This is a genomic window from Sphingomonas quercus (genome assembly GCF_018863195.1).
Classification (GTDB): Bacteria; Pseudomonadota; Alphaproteobacteria; order Sphingomonadales; family Sphingomonadaceae; genus Solisphingomonas; species Solisphingomonas quercus.
On record NZ_JAHKRT010000004.1, the window covers coordinates 203414 to 223627 of the forward strand.

19 protein-coding genes and 1 pseudogene are annotated in these 20214 nt (G+C 67.0%); 10 read left to right on the forward strand and 10 right to left on the reverse strand.

The annotated features are described in order from the left end of the window. Positions 1–2 precede the first annotated feature (2 nt). Positions 3–185 carry a DUF4169 family protein gene (locus KOF26_RS09340; protein WP_216323626.1) on the forward strand — a complete coding sequence of 61 codons (183 nt, stop codon included), beginning with the start codon at positions 3–5 and terminating at the stop codon, positions 183–185. Here KOF26_RS09340 and KOF26_RS09345 read toward each other — a convergent pair. Further along, positions 182–709 (reverse strand): CHAP domain-containing protein, encoded by a 528-nt coding sequence (locus KOF26_RS09345; RefSeq protein ID WP_216323629.1) that lies wholly within the window; start codon positions 707–709, stop codon positions 182–184. The genes KOF26_RS09340 and KOF26_RS09345 overlap by 4 nt on opposite strands. 400 nt (positions 710–1109) lie before the next feature. On the opposite strand from KOF26_RS09345, the gene KOF26_RS09350 reads away from it, so the two are divergent. From KOF26_RS09350 to KOF26_RS09360, 3 genes are all read left to right on the forward strand, one after another. Next, positions 1110–1631, forward strand: coding sequence for an RNA polymerase sigma factor (locus tag KOF26_RS09350; RefSeq protein WP_216323634.1), 522 nt, complete (start codon positions 1110–1112; stop codon positions 1629–1631). Beyond that, on the forward strand, positions 1628–2644 hold the full coding sequence (locus tag KOF26_RS09355) for a FecR domain-containing protein (protein ID WP_216323638.1): 1017 nt from the start codon (positions 1628–1630) through the stop codon (positions 2642–2644). The genes KOF26_RS09350 and KOF26_RS09355 overlap by 4 nt, the downstream gene beginning before the upstream one ends. A gap of 92 nt (positions 2645–2736) precedes the next feature. Beyond that, the gene (locus KOF26_RS09360; RefSeq protein WP_216323640.1) at positions 2737–5964 is read left to right on the forward strand and encodes a TonB-dependent receptor; all 3228 of its coding nucleotides are present in this window, start codon (positions 2737–2739) and stop codon (positions 5962–5964) included. A gap of 162 nt (positions 5965–6126) precedes the next feature. Here the strand turns inward: KOF26_RS09360 and KOF26_RS09365 are convergent, their stop codons facing one another. From KOF26_RS09365 to KOF26_RS09375, 3 genes are all read right to left on the reverse strand, one after another. Beyond that, positions 6127–6792 carry an HD domain-containing protein gene (locus tag KOF26_RS09365; RefSeq protein ID WP_216323642.1) on the reverse strand — a complete coding sequence of 222 codons (666 nt, stop codon included), beginning with the start codon at positions 6790–6792 and terminating at the stop codon, positions 6127–6129. A gap of 99 nt (positions 6793–6891) precedes the next feature. Then, complete coding sequence (locus KOF26_RS09370; RefSeq protein WP_216323644.1) at positions 6892–7611, reverse strand: SDR family oxidoreductase; 720 nt, start codon at positions 7609–7611, stop codon at positions 6892–6894. A 160-nt stretch (positions 7612–7771) separates the two neighbouring features. Beyond that, entirely contained in the window at positions 7772–8701 is a 930-nt protein-coding gene (locus KOF26_RS09375) for an alpha/beta fold hydrolase (protein WP_216323646.1), read from the reverse strand. Positions 8702–8844: 143 nt separating this feature from the next. Here KOF26_RS09375 and KOF26_RS09380 point away from each other — a divergent pair, with 143 nt between their 5' ends. Continuing rightward, entirely contained in the window at positions 8845–9750 is a 906-nt protein-coding gene (locus tag KOF26_RS09380; RefSeq protein ID WP_216323647.1) for a LysR family transcriptional regulator, read from the forward strand. Positions 9751–9810: 60 nt separating this feature from the next. Here the strand turns inward: KOF26_RS09380 and KOF26_RS09385 are convergent, their stop codons facing one another. After that, on the reverse strand, positions 9811–10803 hold the full coding sequence (locus tag KOF26_RS09385) for a zinc-dependent alcohol dehydrogenase family protein (RefSeq protein ID WP_216323649.1): 993 nt from the start codon (positions 10801–10803) through the stop codon (positions 9811–9813). 42 nt (positions 10804–10845) lie between these two features. Next, positions 10846–11358 (reverse strand): cupin domain-containing protein, encoded by a 513-nt coding sequence (locus tag KOF26_RS09390; RefSeq protein WP_216323651.1) that lies wholly within the window; start codon positions 11356–11358, stop codon positions 10846–10848. 107 nt (positions 11359–11465) lie between these two features. Here KOF26_RS09390 and KOF26_RS09395 point away from each other — a divergent pair, with 107 nt between their 5' ends. Both KOF26_RS09395 and KOF26_RS09400 read left to right on the forward strand, forming a co-directional pair. Then, a complete protein-coding gene (locus KOF26_RS09395; RefSeq protein ID WP_216323654.1) occupies positions 11466–12350 on the forward strand; it encodes a LysR family transcriptional regulator in 885 nt (294 codons plus the stop codon). Positions 12351–12456: 106 nt separating this feature from the next. Next, the gene (locus KOF26_RS09400; protein WP_216323657.1) at positions 12457–13470 is read left to right on the forward strand and encodes a zinc-binding alcohol dehydrogenase family protein; all 1014 of its coding nucleotides are present in this window, start codon (positions 12457–12459) and stop codon (positions 13468–13470) included. An 86-nt stretch (positions 13471–13556) separates the two neighbouring features. Here the strand turns inward: KOF26_RS09400 and KOF26_RS09405 are convergent, their stop codons facing one another. Continuing rightward, positions 13557–13919: a hypothetical protein gene (locus KOF26_RS09405; RefSeq protein WP_216323659.1), complete on the reverse strand. Its 363-nt coding sequence runs from the start codon at positions 13917–13919 to the stop codon at positions 13557–13559. 34 nt (positions 13920–13953) lie between these two features. Between KOF26_RS09405 and KOF26_RS09410 the strand changes: the two are divergent. Further along, positions 13954–14244, forward strand: a pseudogene (locus KOF26_RS09410) (GreA/GreB family elongation factor); the annotation flags it as partial. A 326-nt stretch (positions 14245–14570) separates the two neighbouring features. Here the strand turns inward: KOF26_RS09410 and KOF26_RS09415 are convergent. Both KOF26_RS09415 and KOF26_RS09420 read right to left on the reverse strand, forming a co-directional pair. Beyond that, complete coding sequence (locus KOF26_RS09415; protein WP_216323662.1) at positions 14571–15047, reverse strand: Hsp20 family protein; 477 nt, start codon at positions 15045–15047, stop codon at positions 14571–14573. Between the two features lie 135 nt (positions 15048–15182). After that, positions 15183–15596, reverse strand: a complete 414-nt coding sequence (locus KOF26_RS09420) for a GFA family protein (protein WP_216323665.1) — start codon at positions 15594–15596, stop codon at positions 15183–15185. Positions 15597–15858: 262 nt separating this feature from the next. Between KOF26_RS09420 and KOF26_RS09425 the strand changes: the two genes are divergently transcribed. Further along, on the forward strand, positions 15859–18150 hold the full coding sequence (locus tag KOF26_RS09425; RefSeq protein ID WP_216323668.1) for a hypothetical protein: 2292 nt from the start codon (positions 15859–15861) through the stop codon (positions 18148–18150). On the opposite strand, the gene KOF26_RS09430 is transcribed toward KOF26_RS09425, so the two are convergent. Continuing rightward, the gene (locus tag KOF26_RS09430; RefSeq protein ID WP_216323671.1) at positions 18122–18781 is read right to left on the reverse strand and encodes an HD domain-containing protein; all 660 of its coding nucleotides are present in this window, start codon (positions 18779–18781) and stop codon (positions 18122–18124) included. The genes KOF26_RS09425 and KOF26_RS09430 overlap by 29 nt on opposite strands. 256 nt (positions 18782–19037) lie before the next feature. Between KOF26_RS09430 and KOF26_RS09435 the strand changes: the two genes are divergently transcribed. After that, positions 19038–20033: a GlxA family transcriptional regulator gene (locus KOF26_RS09435; protein ID WP_216323674.1), complete on the forward strand. Its 996-nt coding sequence runs from the start codon at positions 19038–19040 to the stop codon at positions 20031–20033. Positions 20034–20214 lie beyond the last annotated feature (181 nt).

The window sequence follows — 20214 nt, forward strand, 5'->3', positions numbered from 1 at the left end:
CGATGGGCGAGGTGATCAACCTCAGGATGGCGCGCAAGGCCAGGGCGCGCGCCGAGGCCGCCGGGAAGGCCGAGGCGAACCGCGCGCGCCACGGCCGCACGGCCGGCGACAAGGCGCGCGATCAGGCGGAGCAGGAGCGGCTCAGGCGGACGCTGGACGGCGCCCGGCGTGACGGCGAGGATTAGAAGCTGGCGCTCTCGAGCGCGAGGCGGGGCGCCTCGATGGCGGCGGCGGCGGCCTGCGCGCCGGCATAGATGAAGCCGTAGACCGGGTAGGATTTGATGCCGACATCGTTGATCGGCTTGTACCACACGCGGACCTTCGACCAGTCGCCCTTCTCGGAGGCATCGACCACAGTCACGTCACGCTCGACCTGACCGCGATGGCCGTTGATCACCGACCAGTTGGCATGGGTGACCTTGATGATGCGATCCGAGACGATCTGGCTGACCGTCGCGACATGGCCGGAACGCATCGCGCCGACCGCCTTGAACACCAGCACCGAGCCGATCTTGGGCGATTCGCCGCGGGCATATTTGCCGATCGCCTGATTCCACCAGGAGGCGGCGGCGCCGAACAGCTGCAGGCCGGAGACCAGACGGGCGAAGGGGGCGCACTGCCAGGACTGGGCGGCGGCCGGCGAGGCGGCGCCGAAGGCGATGCCGAACATCAGGCACAAAGCGGCAAGGCGGCGTGTCGTGTTCGTCATGATCCTGTGCGGACCCCCCGGTCAGGCAGTGGCGGTGTGATGGCCGGGCAATCGCCGCTCGGGAAGACCGAAACGTTAACGCGGCTTAGGCTTTGCGGCGGGTCGTGGGGTCGAGGCGGCGAGCCGAGCCCCGCGCCGCCAGCCGCCGGTGCGCCACCAGGCCCGCCGGACCCGGTGAAAGTGGCGCAGATCCGCGACGCGGACGCCTCGGGCCGCAACGATTCGCAGACATTGATGCAGCGGCCCGTACGCCCGTCACGGGCGCGCGCGACGCAAGCCGTGGCGAGGGGATGGAGCGCCCGAAAGTGCCGAAATTATAGCGTTATCAAAATTCCTGGCGCCCGGATGATGAGAATCGCGCCCTCCTGCGTCATAGAGACAAGGGGGGCGAGGATTCCGGATGGCGAAGCGCTTTGAGCCGGACACGGAACTGGACGGGATCACCCGGCGATTCAGGCCGGTGCTGATGGCATATCTGTTTCGTCGCTTGCGCAATCACGCGGAGGCGGAGGACCTCACCCAGGAGGTGTTCGTCCGCCTCGCGGCGCAGGAGCGGCTCGAGATGCAGGCGCCCGAAGGCTATATCTTTCAGATCGCCACCAACCTGCTGCGCGATCGCAGCCGTCGCAACCGCGTGCGCAGCGAATTTCGCGACGACCTTTCGCGCATGGAAGGCCGCGCGGTCGATCCGCTCGACCCCCTGCGCATCGCCGGCGACCGAGAGGCGCTCGGCATCATCAGGAGAGCCATCGCCGAGCTCCCCGAGCGCACCCGGCACATCTTCATTCTCGCCAGACTCGAGAATGTCGAGCGCCGGACTCTCGCGGAGTCCTACGGGATCAGCATCAGCACCATCGACAGGGAGCTTGCGCGCGCATTGGCGTCGTTGACGAGCCTGATGCACGGAGATGGCGAGCAATGACCACCAGGGCGGCGTCCGAGGTGCTCGAGGCCGCGAGCCTCTGGTGCATACGCCTGGCGGACGGCGACATGTCCGAGGACGAGCATGCCCAGCTGGACGCCTGGCTGGCACGCGATCCGGAGCACCGCCGCGCATTCGACAACACGATCAGGACGTGGCGCGAACTGGACAGCGTGCGCCTTGAGCCGGACCTGCTTGCCCATCGCTCCGCGGCGCTGAAGGACCTCGCCTCGGCCAATCGGCGCCGCTGGGCCGCGCGCCTGTTCGTCGGCCGCCCGTTCATGACGCTGGCGGCCTCGTTGCTGCTGCTGCTCGCCGGTTATGCCGGCTATGCCGGTTACGGCTATTTCGCCTTCACCATTTACGCGACCGGCACCGGCGAGCGGCGTCTGGTGATGCTGCCCGACGGATCGCGGATCTCACTCGACGCCGATACCAGCATCGGGGTGCGCTATCGCGGCGACCGGCGCGAGCTGCGCCTGGCGAAGGGACGCGCCAAGTTCGACGTGGCGAAGGATAGCCTGCGCCCGTTCACGGTGACGGCAGGCGACCGGATCGTCGTGGCGACGGGAACCGAGTTCAGCGTCGAGCTGCTGTCGCGCAACCTCCACGTCATACTTTACGAGGGCGCCGTGAACGTTGTCCCCGTCGCGCTGCCCGGCGACGACAAGACCGGGAAGCGCCGCGGCGAGACCAGGCTCGCTCCGGGCAAGGAACTCGTCGCCCGCGCCGCCTCCGAGGCAGAACTCGCGCCCGGCGACCTCAACAGCACCCTGTCCTGGGAAGCCGGTTTTCTGACATTCGAGGACGAGCCGCTTTACGCCGCCGTCGAGCGGATGAACCGCTATAGCCAGCAGAAATTCGCGGTGGGTGACGATGTCGCCGGACGACTTCTCGTCAACGGCGTCTATTCCTCCAATGACACCGATGCGTTCGTCGCCGGCGTGGTCGGCGTGCTGCCCGTGCACGTCGAGGATCGAGACGGCGTTCGTACATTCCTGCGTAATTCGTAGATAAATCTGACGCGCCTGTGACAGTTGCGCGGTTGATGCGCGTCTTCCTCTACAGCAGCCGGAAAAATTCGGCGCACAAGGGGGAGGCAGATATGAACGCCAGGAGGCGCCACGGTTTCTTTTTCTCCGCCGGTCTCACCGCCATCGCAGTCGCGTTGACGACGCCGACTGCGGCATCGGCGCAGGATGGCTCGGCATTCTTCGATATTCCCGCGCAGGACCTCGGCATCGCGCTGCGCGCTTTCGGCAAATCGGCGAGGCAGCCCATCGCCTTCAACGGCGATCTGACGCGCGGCAAGAAATCGCACGCGATCAAGGGGGCATATGCCCCGCCCGCCGCGCTCAGGCTCCTGCTGGCGCAGTCGGGGCTGACCTTCCGCAGCGGCGACCATCGCGTGATCTTCGTCGAGGCGCAGGCCCAGTCGGCCGCCGGCCCGACGCCCGCACCCGAGCCGGCGCCCCCGGCCGCCGAGCCCGAGCCCGAGCCAGCCCCCTCATCCGCGCCGGTGATGGGCGCTAATCCGGGCGACGGCGAGATCATCGTCACCGGCTCGCGCATCGCGATCGCGGGCTACAAGCAGCCGACGCCGGTGACGGTGGTCAACGAGGCGGTGTTGCAGCGCGACGCGCGCTCGACCATCGGCGATTCCATCCGCCAGCTGCCCGCCGTCGGCTCCTCCGCCTCGCCATCGGGCGCGAACAACAACATCGTCGCCGGCAACACCGGCCTCGACACCGTCAACCTGCGCCAGCTCGGCGTCACCCGCACGCTGGTGCTGTTCGACGGCCAGCGCGTGGTGCAGTCCAACGTCACCGGCCAGATCGACATGGGCACGCTGCCGACGGCACTGGTGCAGCGTATCGACGTGGTGACCGCCGGCGCCTCCGCGGCGTGGGGTTCGGACGCGGTGTCCGGCGTGGTCAACCTGATCATCAACAAGAGCTTTGACGGGCTGCGCGGATCGGCCGAATACAACGACACCTACCAGTTCGACCGGCAGACCTATCGCCTGCAGTTCGCCGCCGGCACCGGCTTCGCCGAGGGCCGCGGCCGGGTGATCGTGGCGGGCAATTACTTCGAATCGGTCAATGGCGTATTCGCCAACGAACGCTCCTGGAACACCTACCGCAACCTGGTGAATAACACCCCGGCAGCGATAGCCGCGGGTGGGCCGCGGCTGATCCACGCCGACAATGCCGGCATGGCCGGCGCCACCACGGGCGGCCTGATCGTCGGCGCCTGCCGGGTCGCGATCACCGCGGGCGGCTGCCCGGCGGGCCAGGGCGTGGCCAACTTCAACCTGCTGAACCAGCAGTTCAAGGGCAGTTCAGCGACGCTGGCGCCCTACAACATCACCAATGTTTCGGGCACGATCGCCGCCAACACCGACACGCTGCCGGGCGCGACCAACAATATTGCCGTGCAATACAACACGACGTCGCTGTTCGGCTACACCAGCTACGAATTCGCGGATTGGCTGAAGGCTTCGGTGCAGCTCAATTACGGCCGCACCTTCTCGCGCAACAATTCGGTGCCCTATGTCCGCATCGGCGCGACGGGCGCGGTGCCGATCCGCATCGACAACCCGTATCTGCCCGCCTCGGTGGTCGCGGCGATGACCGCGGCGGGCGTGCAGACCATCCAGATCGGCACGAACAACATCACCAACATCGACGCCGACAGCCTCTCCTACAAGTCGCAGCGCGAGAATTCGATCGGCATGCCGGTGGCGACCACCACGCGCAAGCTGAAGCGCGGCGTGTTCTCGCTGGAGGGCCGCCTGGGCGGCGACTGGAGCTGGAACGCCTATTTCCAGCGCGGCGAGGTGGAGCTCTACCAAACTACCGAATCCAACAACATCATCCCGAACTACAACAAGGCGGTGGATGCGGTGCGCAACGCGGCCGGAGCCATCGTCTGCCGGGTCAACGCCGATGCGATCACCACCAATGACGATGCGGCCTGCCGGCCGCTGAACATCATCGGCGAGGGCAATGCGAGCCAGGAGGCGATCCGCTACGTCAACGTCAAGCCGGGTCAGAACTTCCAGCGACAGAAACTGACCGAAAATGTCGTCGCCGCCTCGATGCAGGGTTCGTTGCCGTTCGGCTTCGCCGCCGGCAACATCGCCGTCGCGTTCGGCGCCGAGCGCCGCACCGAGAAGGGCGCCATCACGAACGACGCCGGCGCCCAGGCCCGCAACGTCTATCCGGTGGCGAACTTCCCCTCGTTCTTCGGCAAATACAATGTGGAAGAGGCCTTCGTCGAACTGGACGTGCCGATCATCGAGGACGGCTTCGTCCGCTCGCTGAGCTTCAACACTGCCGGCCGCGTGACCTGGTATTCCACCAGCGGCCAGGTGGAGACATGGAAGGTCGGGCTGCTCAGCCAGCTCAACAATGACCTGCGCGTCCGCGCCACGCTCAGTCGCGATATCCGCGCGCCCAACCTGAACGAGCTGTATTCGACAGGCTTGCAGACGCAGTCCACCGCGGTCGACCCGAAGACCAACCAGTCGGTGCTGATCTTCACCTTCGGCAGCGGCAATCCGAACCTGACGCCAGAGCGCGCCACCACCCTTTCGGGCGGCATCGTGCTGTCGCCAAGCTGGCTGCCGCGCTTCAACATCAGCCTCGATTATTATGACATCAAGTTGAAGGACGTGATCGCGTCGATCAACGCGCAGGAGGTGCTGCGCCGCTGCAACGCCGGCGACGCGCAGTTCTGCCCGCAGCTGGTGTTCAACGGACCGGGCGGCGCGCTGAGCCAGATCAACACCTTCCCGCAGAATCTGGCGGCGCAGCGCACATCGGGCCTGGATTTCCAGACCGACTACACCTTCCCGGCGCTGGGTGGCGACGTGCAGGTGCGTGTGCTCGGCAACTACGTCCTCCGGCTGAACCAGGATCAGCTCGGCGTGCAGGTGAAGGCGGCGGGCGCGATCGGTTCGGACCAGCCGTTCACCGGCTTCCCGCGGGCCCGCGTCACCGCCAGCGCGACATGGGACAAGGACAAGCTCTCGCTGACCGCGCAGACCCGCTTCATTGGCGCGGCCAAGCTGGTCTATACGTGGAAGAGCGGCGTCGACGTGGACGACAATTCGGTGCCGGCGATCGCCTATATCGACCTGCGCGGATCCTATCAGCTCACCAGGAATGTCCAGCTGTTCGGGACAGTGGATAATCTGCTCAACCAGGATCCGCCCAATGTTGCCGGCGGCCCCACCAACGGCCTGATCTACACCAGCACGCCGACGTCGAGCACGCTCTACGACCTGCTCGGGCGCCAGTATCGGATCGGCGTGCGGTTCAAATTCTGATCCGAAGCGAGCCGGTTCGGGCGAGGCCGCCGTGCCCCTCTGGCAGGTGCGTCCGTCAACTCACCGGATCGATATGGTGCCGGCATCCCAGTCGCGATCGGGATGCCGGCGCTGTCATCGCGGCCGATGCGACGCTGAACGCCGGCTTCGCCATCACCGGGCTTAAGCGGCGCCCGCCTGTCCGGGGCCGGCCCATGGCGACGCCCGCATCAGGCCGCAGAAGTCGCGACGATGGAAATGCGGGTCCTTGTCGACCATTACGTCGGCAAGGCCGGTACCTTGGGTGGTCTGCGGACGATGCGCGAGCCCGTCATAGAGAGCCTGCAGGAAATCCTCGACGAAGTGCGGCGGATGCGGGAAAGCCGCGGCGACGGCCCGCCGCTCGTCGTCCGTGAAGTCGCCGAAGCCGAGGCCGACAATGTCCATCATCACGCCCTCGGCGGTGAGCGCCGCGATCGGATCGAGATGCTGCGGGATGCCCGGCGTGGTGTGGATGGCGATGGCAAGCCACACTTTCGCGATATCGGCGTCGCCGATGCCGCGGCCGCGCAGGAAATCGCGGGCGGCATTGGCGCCGTCAACCTCGAAGCGCATCTGGCTGTCGCGAAAGCCCGCGGTCAGGCCGACATCGTGGAACATGGCGGCCGTGTAGAAAAGCTCCGGGTCTACGCTCAGCCCCTTGCGCATTCCCGCGAACATGCCCCAGAGATAGACGCGCGCAGAGTGGTGGAACAGCAGGTCGCTCTCGGTATCGCGAATGAACTGCGTGACGTCACGCGCCAATTGGCTGTCCGGAATCCTGATTCCGGAAATCTCGTCGATGATCATCTGACCGCCTCCGTCAAATCCCTGATCGGCCCGAGATAAATTCGTCGCCACTGGGAACAAGGCACCAGAAATCGACAAAGACGGTGGACCAAATGGCGTTCAGCCGGAAGCCTTGCCGACGGATCCGCCGCCATCGACGAACAAGGTCTGCCCCGTCACATAGCCGGCTCCGTCGGACAGGAAGAACAGCACGGCGGGCGCGATCTCGTCCGGCCTGCCCAGGCGGCGCATCGGGATATCGCGGATGAACGAGGCTTCGGCCTCGCTGCCTTCCGGCGAATTCTGGCGGAAGAGTTCGGTGGCGACCGGGCCGGGCGCGACCGAATTGACGGTGATGCCGGTCTCGGCCAGCTCGAGCGCCCAGGTCCGGGTCAGGTTGTCGACGGCAGCCTTGGTCGCCCCGTAGGCGGAGCGGCGGCGCATGCCGAGCACCGTCAGGCTGGTAACGTTGACGATCCGGCCCCAGCCCCGCTCCCGCATGCCCGGCAGGAAAGCCTGGGTGGCGAGCACCGTGGAATAGATATTCATCCGCACGAGATGATCCAGGGCGTCCAGATCGATGCTGCCGAGATCCTGCAACCGCACGGCGCCGGCATTGTTCACCACCCCGTCTACCGCGTGCTCGCGGGCGAGATCGGCGAACGCCCGCGCCGCCGCCGCGCTGTCGCCCAGATCGATCGGGACGAGCGTGCCGGGGAAGCTTTCATCCTGTCCGCGGGCGATGCCGATCACGCGATGTCCCGTCGCGGCGAGCTGGTCTGCGATCGCCCGGCCGATCCCCTTGCTGGCGCCGGTGACGAGGAAAGTGCGGTGAGCCATATCCGTGTTTCCCTTGGTGAAGATCATGCCTGCCGATGCGCATATACCAGATCGCCGGTCCAGCCCCGGGCGCCGGCGGCATAGAAGCTGCTCTCACCCAGGATCGCGGCGATGCGGGGAAACGGTCGTTCGTCGGCGGCCCAAAGCCCCCCGCGTTGCTTCACCCATTTTCGTCCAGGAACCCGCGAACGAGCTTGATCGTCGCGGCCGGCTGCTCCTCCATCAGCCAATGGCCGGCGTCCGGGACGATGCCTCCGGTCACGTTGGTGGCCGCGAACCGCATCACCGCCGCCATCTGCTGCCCGAAGGATTTCTCGCCACCGATGGCCAGCACCAGCATCTCCAGCTTTCCGGCGGCAAGGAACGCCCTGTTGTCGATCGCATCCTGATCGAACGCCGCGAACTGCGCAAAGCCGGCGTGCATCGCGCCGGGCGCGGCATAGAGCGCGGCATAATGCTGGCGCGAGCCCTCGCTGAAGCGGGCCGGCGTTGCCGAGAATTCGTTCCAGAACCGGTCCAGATAGATGCGCTCCCGCCCCGCCACCAGCCGCTCCATGTCCGGACCGCCGAAGCGGAAATGCCACAGCAGCGGGTTTTTGAGGATTTCTTCCCATGGCCCGATGCCGGGAAGCGGCGCGTCCATGAGCACGAAGCGCTTGATCCGATCGCGATGTTCGGCCGCGAATGCGTAGCCCACCATGTTGCCGATATCGTGGGTGACGAGATCGACGCGGCCGACGCCGATCGCATCGAGCATGCCGGCCATGTCCTCGCCCTGCGTCTTCTTGTCATAGCCTGTCGCCGGGCGGGCAGAGAGCCCCATCCCGCGCAAATCCGGGACGATCACCATGTGATCGCGCATCAGCTCGCGCGCGAGGGGCGCCCACATGTCGCCGGTCTCACCATAGCCGTGAAGCAGCAGCACGGCCGGCCCGCGCCCGCCGATGCGGACATGCAGGGTGGTTCCGTTGGTCGCGACATGCTGGACGTGGAAGGCAGGAGGGAAGACGAAGTCCTGCGCGACGGCTGGCGCCGAACCGAGGCCAAGCGCCATGATCATGGTCGCTGCCGCGCATAGGAATGATCTCATCCTGGCTCTCCCCCGTCGCGCGGGCGTGCCGATCGCGATCCTGCGGTCGGCTGGCAGGCGCGGCCTGTCCGGAATTTATGCTAGGCCGCTGCAGACAAGGGTAGGGCGGAAGGTCCGAACCAATTTTTCGGAGATCGCGAACGATGAAGCTTGACGGCATAATCGCCTTCGTCACCGTCGCCGACTGCGGTTCGGTCAACGAGGCGGCGCGCCAGTTGCGCCTGTCCAAATCCACCGTCAGCGAGCGGCTGACCGAACTGGAACATTCGCTCGGCGCGAGGCTGGTCAGCCGCAACAGCCGTCGTTTCGCCCTGACCGAGGACGGTGTCGCCTTGCTCGAGCGCGCGCGCCGCATCGTCCGCGAGACCAACGAGGCGAAGGAAGAGCTTACCCGTCGCCGCGGGGAGATCTCCGGTCATGTCCGCCTGGCGGTTCCGAGGGCATTCGGGGACCTGCACCTCGGCCCGGCCCTCTATGATTTCATGCAGCGTCATCCCGACGTCACGATCACCGCCGATTTCGACGATCGGATCAGCGATCTCGGCAGCGCGTTCGACGCGATCGTCCGCATCGCGCCCGCCGAGCTGCCGAAGCTGGCCACCGAGCGACTGACGATAAGCCGCCGCACGCTGGTGGCGGCGCCCTCCTATCTCGATCGCCACGGGCGGCCGGGCAGCGTCGCGGATCTGGAGCGGCACCAGGCCATCCACTATATGGATCGCGGCCCCGACGACTGGACGTTCAGGGCCGAGATCGAGCGGGTGGTCGCCCGCGTCGAGCCGAGGCTGCGGATCACCTCCTGCTTCGCGATGCGCGATGCGGCGATCGCCGGACTGGGCATCGCCTGGCTGCCGACTTTCCATAGCCATCAGGCCATCAGGAGCGGCGCGCTCGAACTGCTCGACATCGGCGTCGATCCGGACATCACGCCGATCACCATCGCCTATCACAATGGCCATGGCGCGCCCGCCCGGCTCCGCGCGCTGATCGATCATCTGAAGCTGGCCTTCGGAGATCCGCCCCGTTGGGATGACGGCCTCGACCTTTGAACGCCGGGCCGCTGTCACCGGGGTGCCGCTGCGCATAGAGATCGCGCGGCCCAAGGCCGATCACGCTCCGATTTCGATGACGAGCTTGCCCTGCGCCGTCCGCTGCTCGATCGCGGCATGGGCGTCCGCGACATGATCCAGCGTGTAGCGATGTTCATCAAGCCGCGGGACGAGCAGGCCGGCGTCGGCCATGCGCGCCGCCTCGCGCATGATCTCGCCATGATGCGCCCTGCCCTCGCCGGTGAGCAGCGGCAACAGGGTGAACACTCCCGAATAGGTGGCGGCGCGGAACGACAATGGGGCAAGCGCATGCGTTCCCCAGCCGAGCGCGCTCACCACATGCCCGAAGCGCGCGACGGCGCGGAAGGAAGCATCGAGCACCGGACCGCCTACCGTGTCATAGACGACGTCGAACCCCCTGCCGCCGGTGTGGAGCGCCACATAATCCTCAACGGCCATCGCGCGGTCGATCGCTGTCGCGCCGAGGCTCTCGAGGAACGCCGCGCGGCGGGCATGGTCGGTGGCATAGACCCTTGCGCCGCGCGCGGCTGCGATCTGGATCGCCATATGACCGACGCCGCCGGCCCCGCCCTGGACGAGTACCGTCTGCCCGGGCTGCACGCCGACACGATCGACCAGACCTTCCCAGGCCGTGATGAAAACCAGCGGCACCGCGGCCGCTTCCCGCATCGACAGGCGCGCCGGCTTCGGCGCGAGCAGCGCGGCCTCCACCGCCGCGAACTCGGCGAGGCTGCCCTGATGGCCGCCGACCCCGCCGGTCATTCCCCACACCTCGTCGCCGGGGCGAAAGGCCGTCACCCCCGGCCCGACCGCCGCGACCGTCCCGGCGAGATCCATGCCGAGGATCGCCGGCAGCGGCATCGCGGCATGCGCTGCCTTGCCGGCGCGGATCTTGGTGTCGAGCGGGTTGACGCCGCTGGCGTGAATCCGGACCAGCACCTGCCCCGGCCGGGGCACCGGAAACGGAAGGCGCACGATGCGGAAGGGACCGTCCTGCTCGTCGACGATGGCGGCACGCATGTCGTGGGTCATGTTGGCGTCTCCTGACAGCAAAGCTGATCAATGTATTTCGGGTCAGGGCCTGGCGGCGACCGACGGCGTGCCGTCGGCCCAGTCCTGCCGGCCGGGCGCGAAGAAATCGATGTCGATGCTGTCCTCGGTGCAGCGGAACTCGTGCGGCACGTTGGGCGGAATGATCAGCACCGATCCGGCAGTGAGCACGAACTTCTTCTCCTGCGAGAAGACCTCACAGCGCCCCTTGGTGATCCAGGTAATCTGTTCATTGGCGTGATGATGGAGCGGGAATACGCCGCTGGCCTTCACCGTCCATTGAACGAACGTCGACTGGCCGCCGCTCAGATATTGGCGCTGGACCAGCGGCGAGACCTGCTCGACCGGCTGCACATCGAGCCGGTAGAGCAGCGGTTCGGCGGCGCTGTGCCCGCTGACGCTGGCGATGACGCCGCGGCCGGGCGCGGCGGTGACCGCCGGCGCGCCGGCCTGGAGCGGCGCCCGCTGGGCGGCGGCGGGCGCCACCAGCGCAGCCGCGGCGGCGAGCGGCAACAGGGCGAGAGAGGGAATGCGCATCGGGTCATCTCCGCATGAAACTGGACATCGCCTTCAGTCCCTCGCCTTTCGGCCCTTCATTGCTGATTGACTACCGACAGTTCCGAACAGCGGCTATGCATCGCTGAATGAACTATGCTCGCCTCGATTGGGATGACCTGCGCCTGTTCCTCGGCATCGCGCGGGCCGGCACGCTGACCGCAGCCGCGTCGCGGCTCCGCCTCAGCCAGCCGACCGCCGGGCGGCGTCTGCGTACGCTGGAGGAGGTGTGCGGATGCGCGCTGTTCCAGCGCACGCCCGGCGGGTTCAGGCTGACCGACGAGGGCGAGGCCATGCTGCGTCACGCCGAACGCATGGAGGAAGAGGCGCTCGCCCTGCAGCGGCAATTCGCCGGCAATGACGGCGAGCTCCAGGGCCAGCTCCGCATTTCCTCGTCGGACTGGTTCGCCAATGTCGTGCTCGCCCCCGCCGCGGCTGCGTTCTGCGTGCACCATCCGCAGGTCACGATCGAGATCGTGGCCGATTTCCGCCTGCTCAGCCTCGACCGACGCGAGGCGGACCTCGTATTCCGGTTCCTGCCCTTCGACGCGCCGGACGTCGTCCAGCGCCGCTTTACCCATATACGCTACGATCTGTTTGCCTCCTCCGACTATCTGCACCAGCGGGGGGCGCCGGAGCCGGCTTCCGACGGCGAGGGACACGCGCTGATCGGGATGGACAGCCAGTTCGACACGCTTGCCGACGTCGCCTGGCTGCGCCGCCGCTTCCCGCAGGCCCGCTTCGCGATCCGCAGCAACAGCCGCGAGGTGCAGGCAACGGCCTGCGCCCGCGGCACGGGGCTCGCAGCGCTGCCCAGTCTGCTCGGCCGCCAGCTTGGCCTGATCCCCCTCGAAGCCGATGAGCCGCCGCCCGGCCGGGACATCTGGCTCGGCTATCATGCCGACCTCAAGCGACTGCGACGGCTGCGCGCGCTGGTCGATCATCTATCGGCCACAGTCAGCGATCCGCTCTGACCAGCGCCATGCGTTGCTGCATGGTTGCCATGCCATACTGGCCATGGCCGATCGAAACTGAACGGGCGATCCTGGCTTTCGTCACATCAAAGCGAGGAGATCAGAGATGAAGGCCATCGGCTATCATGTTGCAGGCGCCATCGATCGCGAGGACGCCCTGCTCGACCTGGACGTTCCGGCGCCGACCCCAGGCCCGCGCGACATCATCGTCCGCGTCAAGGCGATCTCGGTCAATCCGGCCGACACCAAGATCCGCGCCAGCGCGACGCCGGCCGACGGCGCGGCGCGCATCCTCGGCTGGGACGCCGCCGGCATCGTCGAGGCGATCGGCCCCGAGGTGACGCTGTTCGCGGTCGGCGACGAGGTCTTCTATGCCGGCGACGTGACGCGCCCCGGCACCAATGCCGAACTGCACGCGGTCGATGAGCGGGTCGTGGGCCACAAGCCGCGGTCGCTCGGCTGGGCCGAAGCGGCGGCGATGCCGCTGACCTCCCTGACCGCCTGGGAGCTGCTGTTCGACCGGCTCGGCGTTCCCTATGGGCAGGAACGAAGCGACAGCGCGCTGCTCGTCATCAACGGCGCCGGCGGGGTCGGTTCGATCCTGATCCAGCTTGCGCGCAAGCTGACGGGCATGACGGTGATAGCCACCGCGTCGCGCCCGGAAACCGTCGCCTGGGTGCAGGAAATGGGCGCTCATCATGTGATCGACCATCACCAGCCGCTCGACGAGGAACTGGCCCGCATCGGCATCGCGGAGGTGGATTATGTCGCGAGCCTGACGGGGAGCGACCGCTATCTGTCGACCTTCCCGAAGATCATCGCCCCCCAGGGGCGCCTGGCGCTGATCGACGATCCCCAACATTTCGACATTGCGCCCCTGAAGCGCAAATCGATCACCGTCGCCTGGGAGTGGATGTTCACCCGCGCCGCCTACCGGACGCCGGATATGATCGCGCAGCACGAAATCCTCGAGGAAATCGCCGCGCTGCTCGACCGGGGCGTATTGCGCACGACGATGACCCGGCAGGACGGGCCGATCGACGCCGCCAACCTCAAGCGCCTGCACGCGATCGCGGAGAGCGGCCGCGCGATCGGCAAGCTGGTGCTGGCCGGCTTCTGACACAGGCGCCGGCCGGGCGCGGCTGCGCGACCCGAGGAGGCCATCCGCTCACGCGGAGCCCGGCGACGGTGGCGCCGGGGCGGACGCTACCGAATGGCCTCCTCTTCCTTTGCGAGTGCCGCATCCAGAGTGCCGATCGGCAGCATCAGCTCGCAATGCGTCTGGCCGTCATAGAGTGAACCAATCGCCTGTTTGACCGCAGCGGCATCGGCCGCGGAGATCGGAGGCAGCCGGGTGGCGGCGGCCTGCCCCGGTTGACTTGACCCACCTGCGTCATCACATTTGCCACATGTATGCACCCGCGACATTTCGGCGCTTTCGCCACCACGCCGGGCAACTCGCCGCGCGCCTGTAGACCGGACTCCGGCCGGCGTCTCGTCGCCTGAGTTCGGGCCTTCATCGAACTGACCTTTCAGGACGCGCGCTGGCGCGCTTCCGATCTCGATCAAGCGGAAATATACTTTGGAACAGCACGCCTTCTCAGTGGCCGGGCGTCCGGCCATCTATCTCATTGCCGCGGAGTGCGACGCGCTCTCCGGGCTCGCGCTCAGCGCCGAACGCAGGCATCCGCGCGCCTCGGCGATGCTGCTGGCGGAACTCGACCGCGCCCAGCTGTGCGACCCGGAAGACTTGCCGGAACAGACCGTCGTGATGAACTCGCGGATCGAGTTCGTCGACGAGGGTACCGGCGCCCGCCGCACAGTGCAGCTTGTCTATCCGGGAGACGCCGACATCGGCGAGGGCCGGGTCTCGATCCTGACCCCGATCGGCGCGGCCCTGATCGGGATGCGGGCCGGCCGCTCCATCCGCTGGCCGGATCGCGACGGCCGGACAGGATGCTGCGCATCGTCAGCGTCAGCCCGGCCGCGCCGCATTGAGACGATGACCACCGGCCTCTGCCGCGCCGACGCAGGCCGCGCAACCGGCCGCCCCGATCAACCGGGTGCGGAGCCGGGGCGGTTTCAGCGGACTGGATTCGGCTCCGCCGAACTCGCTGCGCCCGACCTCGGCCTCGACGCGGAAGGGGCGACGACGGTCCTCCGATTGGCGCCGGAAAATGCCCGCCGGCCGCCGAAGCGGCCGGCGGGCCGGCGTGGCGATCAGGCGGCCTGGAGGGTCCGCTCCCGCGTCGCCTCGATGCGATCGGGGTTAGCGGCCCCGCCAATCTCGATCCGACGCGGCTTCATCGCCTCCGGTACGACGCGCTTCAGCGCGATGCTGAGCAGGCCGTTCTCGAAGCTGGCGCCGCCCACCTCGACAAAGTCGGCAAGCTGGAAGCGCCGTTCGAAAGCGCGGGTGGCGATGCCGCGATGCAGATACTCGCCCTTGCCCTCGTCGCCGGCATGCTTGCCGCTAACGACGAGCAGGTTCTGCTGGGCGACGACCTCGATCTCGTCGGGGCGGAAGCCGGCGACAGCCAGCGTGATGCGATAGCTGTCGTCGTCATCCTTGACGATGTCGAACGGCGGATAGCCCTCGCCGACGTCGCCATGCAGGCCGGACTCGAGCAGGTTGAACAGCCGGTCAAAGCCGACCGTGGAACGCCGATAGGGCGTGAAGTCAAAATTGGTTCTCATCTCCAAATCCTCCACAGAAGCGATCTGGGCATGAGAAGCACCGGAGAGAGCCGGCGCCCTCTATGTCCCACCGGACCCGGTATCGGCGTCCGGCGGCATCGAATTAGGTAAGCATGCGCACAGTTCAAGGGGGTGTTACTGGTCGAACGGAAAGCGATCGAAGCGCGGCAGGTCGTCGCAGATCATGTCCCACGAGGCTTTCGATGCGACGAAGATATGGGCGGTCGGCCGAATGGACGGATCGTCAATCAGCGTCCCCAGCGTAACGTGAACATAGCTGCCTTCGCGGACGAGCGAGTAGAGGAGCGAGCCGCAACGCTGACAATGGGCATCGTGGGCGGCGTCGCCGCCATAGCGCAGGAGCCGGGTGTCGTCCTGAACCGCGATGCGGTCGGCCGCGATGCCGGCGAAGGGCTTGAACGCGGAGCCGGTCGCCCGGCGGCAGTCGGCGCAATGGCAGATCATCGCATATTCGAACGCATCCTCCACGCGGTAGGTGACATGCCCGCAGAGGCATGACCCGCGCAGCCTGGCCCGGTCCGTACCCATTCCCTCTCACCCCCGGTCCGATATGATTGACGAGGGAGCATGGCCGAAAGCCGGCCGGTTGCAATTGCGTTGTCAGCCGGATCGCTTGCGGACGGCCGTGCGCCACCCGCCTCGCGCGGCAGCGCCTTTGCGGAGCCCCCGCGGCGCCCCGGCGCAAGGGCGCCGGCCAATCGTCATAATCCATGTGAAGTTGCGCCCTGACGGCCGGAACCCGCCCACTCCATTCCGGTTTTTAGGGCGACCAAACGTCATGGATATGTTGATGGCGACACTCGCACAGACCCCCGAGATCACCACCCCCTATGTTCTCGCGCTTCGAGAAATGCTGCGGAAGGGCGGCGGCGCGCCGGTCGCGACGTTTGCCGTCGGCGACCTCTCCGTCGACATCGTCACGGGCGCGGATTCGCTCTGGGCGCTGATCCGACGCGAGGGCCGCGGCGGGCTGGCGCTGCGTGCGGCCTATCTTGCCGGTGACTTCACCTGCGAGCGCGAGCGGCGCGAGCCCGGCGAGGCCGTGCGCCTGCGCATCCGCAGCGCTCTCGGCGAGCATCGCGTGGTGTTCTTCACGTCGATGGAGGCGCTGGAGCGGCTGCGCATGACCGTCGAGTTCACGCCGGCGGCGACGATGCGGCTGCCGTTCATGCCGCGCGACCTGTATCCGCTCGATCGGGATGACGATCCGATGGGAACACGAGGATGCGTCGAGGCACGCCAGCGCGGCCTCAACAGCGGCATCGTCTATTTCCGTCTGGAGGAGCCGGCGTTCGGCAACATCCTCTATTTCCAGAATCTCACCGCCATGAATGATTATTACCGGCTGACCGGGACGACGCCCGAAGACGTGGTCGGCGGCGAATGGCCGGAACTCGGCCATTTGCTGCCGACGCCGAAGCAGGGCAGCGTGCCGTCCGGCGACCCCCTGCCGGCGGGCCGGCCGGTGACCATCTCGGACGCGATCCTCGTCTTCCGGCACCAGGCGCCGCCGCAGGAGCGCGAGTCCGCCCGGCAATTCCTCCAGATGCTCGGCGCCGCCTATCGCCTGCTCGACCTGCCGCGCACTGATTATCGCGACTGGATGAAGCGGGCGGAATGGACGCTCCGCGATCTCGCCGAAGCGCCGGCGGCGACGATCGAACATTATGGCCACCCTTATGTCCATCCCTATACGGACAGCGAATATCCCGACGTCATGGTCCAGATGTCGATCATCTCGGCGCTGCATGACTGGGGCAAATGGCAGGGCGAGATGCCGCCCCTGAAAGGCGAGCTTCAGGCCGGCGTCGGCAAGTTCTACGATCCCAGGCTGAAGACCCTGCGGCGCTATCTTCCGAACGTCGGCGACGACAAGAACAAGGATGCCGTCGACAGCTGGTATCTCTATCATCCGATGCTCAATCTCGGAAAACTCGCACTCGACGGGGATGCGTCGGCTCGCGCACTGTTCCTCAAGTCCATCGACTTCGGCATCAAGGCCGCCCACCATTTCGACTATAAATGGCCGATCCAGTACGACGTCACCGATTTCTCGGTGATCACCGACGTCGCGGAGGCGGACGGGCGCGGCCAGACGGACGTTGGTGGCGTCTATGCCTGGGTGATGCTCCAGGCCTTCGAGCTCACTGACGACAAGCGCTTCCTCGACGAGGCCCGTGCCGCGATCGACGCGGCGATGGGGCTGCGCTTCAACGTCAACTATCAGGCCAATCTTACCGCCTGGGGCGCCGCCGCCTGCATGCGGCTATGGCGGATCACCAACGAGCCCGTCTATCTCGAACAAAGCTATGTCTATCTTGGCAGTTTCTTCCACAACAGCGAAATATGGGAGAGCCGGCTCGGGCATGCGGTGCATTACCGTAACTTCCTCGGCGTCACCTGCCTTCAGGACGCGCCCTACATGGCGATCTACGAATGCTTTGATTCCTATATGGCGTTCGAGTGCTATCTCGACGACAGCGGGCCGGATCTCGAGCCGGCCGCGCGGATGTTGATCGCCGAATATTGCAAATATGCGCTTGATCGCGCCTGGTATTATTATCCGGATGCCCTGCCAGTCGAGGCGATTTCACCCAAGCAGCGAGAATCGAACGGCTATATCGACCGCAAGCTGTCCTTCCCGCTGGAGGACCTTTATGCAGACGGGCAGCCCGCCGGGCAGGTTGGCCAGGAAATCTATGGCGCCGGCGCCGCCTTCGTCTTTGCCACCCGCGCCTTCCACGATGTCGAAGGCGCTGCCTTCCGCATCTATTGCGACCACTTCGTCCGTTCGATCGAGCGCACCGGCGACCACGCCCTGACCCTGACCCTTGACGGCGGCGAGACCTGCACGGCCTCGTTCAGCCTCGTGCGGCGCAAGCGCGCCAGGCTGCCCGAGGCGCATCTCACCACCGCCGGCGGCGATGCGTTGCGCCCCCACGGCGCATCGGCCGACCGCATCGATTATCGCGTCCCTGCCAATGGCCGCATCATCCTGACCTGGGAACCGGCGACGAAGCGCCATGCCGGCTCGCCGGCGAGCCCGCGGAAGCTCAGCCGGCCCAGCGCGACCCGCGAATGACGCTGCAGAAATTCCCCTTGTGGAAATGCGGCTCCTTGTCGGCGATGACGTCACCCTTGACGTTGCCGAAGGTGGTGTCCGGCTTGTGCTTGATGCCGTCGTAGAAGGCCTGGATGATATCCTCCTTGAAGTGCGGCGGCCGCGGGAAGGCGGCGACCACCGCCTCCCTCACCTCATCGGAATAGCGATCATAGGCGAGGCCGAGCACGTCCATCTCGACGCCGGCGGTGGTGAGCGCGATCACCGGATGCATGAATTCCGGCACGCCCGGCGTCGTGTGCAGCGCGATCGCCGCCCATACCGTGTCGAGGTCGACCTGGTCGATGCCGTGCCCGCGCAGGAAGTCGCGTGCGGCATTGGCGCCGTCGACTTCGAATCGGCGGTCGCGGCTGCTGTGCGCGGCGGTCAGCCCGACGTCGTGGAACATGGCGGAGGCATAGAGAAGTTCGGCGTCGAAGCGCAGGCCGCGCCGCTTCCCGGCAAGTGCGCCGAAAAAGTAGACGCGGCTCGAATGATTGAAGAGCAGGTCCGTCTCGGTGTCGCGGACGAACTCGGTGACGGCGCGCGCGAGCTTGCTGTCGGGGATGCTCACGCCGTCGATGGAAGCGGGAGCAGCGAAGGTCGTGGCCATGCGAATCTCCAGGGGCTGGCGCGCCTGGGCCGCGACGGTGCGGCCCGGCAGCGGCGGGATCGGAAAGCCGTCGCCTGATCCTCCTGCTTGAGAGGGGGCAGGGATCGACGGCCGACCCCTGCCATATGGGCGCCATGGCTCCGTGCCCGCAACGCGGGCCATCCCCGCGATCTTGCCAAGCAGCCCTTGGATTCGGCCGGGACGGTGCACCGGATTTGGGCCACAATGCCGCAACGGCGCGCAGCGGAAAGGCAAGATGCGATCAATTGCCATAGTCATCCATGATGGCGTGCAGGCACTCGACGTCGCCGGCCCGCTTGACGTCTTCGCCGAGGCCAATGGCTTCCTGGAGCGCGGAGACGGATACGAGATCAGCGTCGTCGGCGCCGGGAAGCGGCCGATGCGCGCCTCGAACGGCCTTTCGATGACGCCGGACATGGATTTCACCGACGCCCGCATCGTCTTCGACACCGTTCTCGTCGCCGGCGGCCCCGACCTGCCCGATCGTCCTCGCGACGAGGAGATGAGCCGGTGGCTGGCCGAGTGGGGGACGCGCGCGGCGCGATATGGATCGGTCTGCACCGGCGCGTTCGCGCTCGGCCAGGCCGGGCTGCTCGACGACCGCAACGTCACCACGCACTGGGAGAACGCGCCGAAGCTGGCACGGATGTTCCCCAGGGCCCGCGTCGAGCTGGACAGAATCCACCTGCGCGACGGGCCGCTGGTGACTTCCGCCGGTGTCACCGCCGGCATCGATCTCGCGCTCGCGCTGGTCGCCGAAGATCATGGCGCGGACGTGGCGCTGTCATGCGCGAAGCGCCTCGTCGTGGTCGCCCATCGTCAGGGCGGGCAATCGCAATTCAGCCCCTATCTGCTGCCCCAGTCGCCGCCCGCATCGCCGCTCGGCCGGGTCCGCGCCTATGTGCAGGAGCATGTCCGGGAGGCGTTCCCGATCGACAGGCTGGCGCAGATCGCCGGCACCAGCCGCAGGAACCTCGCGCGCCTCTTCACCTCCGAATTGTCGGTGACGCCGCACGAGTTCGTGGAGAGCGTGCGCATCGACCTCGCGCGGAACCTGCTCGAAGGTACCGACAAGCCGCTCAAGGTCGTGGCGTTCGAGTGCGGGTTCGGGAGCGCCGAGCAGATGCGCGTCGTCTTCCAGAAGCGGCTCGGGGTCAGCCCGATCGGATATCGCGGCAGCTTTCGGCTCGCCCCGTCCCGGCCGTCCCGCGTACCGCCAGCGACCGGGTGAAGACGATGCCCATGATGACCTGAAACCTGGGATCATGGGCAGGAACGCCGGGATCGGATCCCTTTGCCTGACAGCGCGGCATCGCCCATCCTTTGCGCCGACCCGCCGCGGTCGGCGGGCTCAGGCACAGGAGATGCGCAATGATCGAGGTTGCGGACGAAGAAGGTCGGCGTGACCAGCT

Excerpts from the sequence above, each read along its gene's own strand:
- KOF26_RS09340 (WP_216323626.1), top strand. The coding sequence starts at position 3 with ATGGGCGAGGTGATCAACCTCAGGATGGCGCGCAAGGCCAGGGCGCGC.
- KOF26_RS09345 (WP_216323629.1), bottom strand. The coding sequence starts at position 709 with ATGACGAACACGACACGCCGCCTTGCCGCTTTGTGCCTGATGTTCGGC.
- KOF26_RS09350 (WP_216323634.1), top strand. The coding sequence starts at position 1,110 with ATGGCGAAGCGCTTTGAGCCGGACACGGAACTGGACGGGATCACCCGG.
- KOF26_RS09355 (WP_216323638.1), top strand. The coding sequence starts at position 1,628 with ATGACCACCAGGGCGGCGTCCGAGGTGCTCGAGGCCGCGAGCCTCTGG.
- KOF26_RS09360 (WP_216323640.1), top strand. The coding sequence starts at position 2,737 with ATGAACGCCAGGAGGCGCCACGGTTTCTTTTTCTCCGCCGGTCTCACC.
- KOF26_RS09365 (WP_216323642.1), bottom strand. The coding sequence starts at position 6,792 with ATGATCATCGACGAGATTTCCGGAATCAGGATTCCGGACAGCCAATTG.
- KOF26_RS09370 (WP_216323644.1), bottom strand. The coding sequence starts at position 7,611 with ATGGCTCACCGCACTTTCCTCGTCACCGGCGCCAGCAAGGGGATCGGC.
- KOF26_RS09375 (WP_216323646.1), bottom strand. The coding sequence starts at position 8,701 with ATGAGATCATTCCTATGCGCGGCAGCGACCATGATCATGGCGCTTGGC.
- KOF26_RS09380 (WP_216323647.1), top strand. The coding sequence starts at position 8,845 with ATGAAGCTTGACGGCATAATCGCCTTCGTCACCGTCGCCGACTGCGGT.
- KOF26_RS09385 (WP_216323649.1), bottom strand. The coding sequence starts at position 10,803 with ATGACCCACGACATGCGTGCCGCCATCGTCGACGAGCAGGACGGTCCC.
- KOF26_RS09390 (WP_216323651.1), bottom strand. The coding sequence starts at position 11,358 with ATGCGCATTCCCTCTCTCGCCCTGTTGCCGCTCGCCGCCGCGGCTGCG.
- KOF26_RS09395 (WP_216323654.1), top strand. The coding sequence starts at position 11,466 with ATGAACTATGCTCGCCTCGATTGGGATGACCTGCGCCTGTTCCTCGGC.
- KOF26_RS09400 (WP_216323657.1), top strand. The coding sequence starts at position 12,457 with ATGAAGGCCATCGGCTATCATGTTGCAGGCGCCATCGATCGCGAGGAC.
- KOF26_RS09415 (WP_216323662.1), bottom strand. The coding sequence starts at position 15,047 with ATGAGAACCAATTTTGACTTCACGCCCTATCGGCGTTCCACGGTCGGC.
- KOF26_RS09420 (WP_216323665.1), bottom strand. The coding sequence starts at position 15,596 with ATGGGTACGGACCGGGCCAGGCTGCGCGGGTCATGCCTCTGCGGGCAT.
- KOF26_RS09425 (WP_216323668.1), top strand. The coding sequence starts at position 15,859 with ATGGCGACACTCGCACAGACCCCCGAGATCACCACCCCCTATGTTCTC.
- KOF26_RS09430 (WP_216323671.1), bottom strand. The coding sequence starts at position 18,781 with ATGGCCACGACCTTCGCTGCTCCCGCTTCCATCGACGGCGTGAGCATC.
- KOF26_RS09435 (WP_216323674.1), top strand. The coding sequence starts at position 19,038 with ATGCGATCAATTGCCATAGTCATCCATGATGGCGTGCAGGCACTCGAC.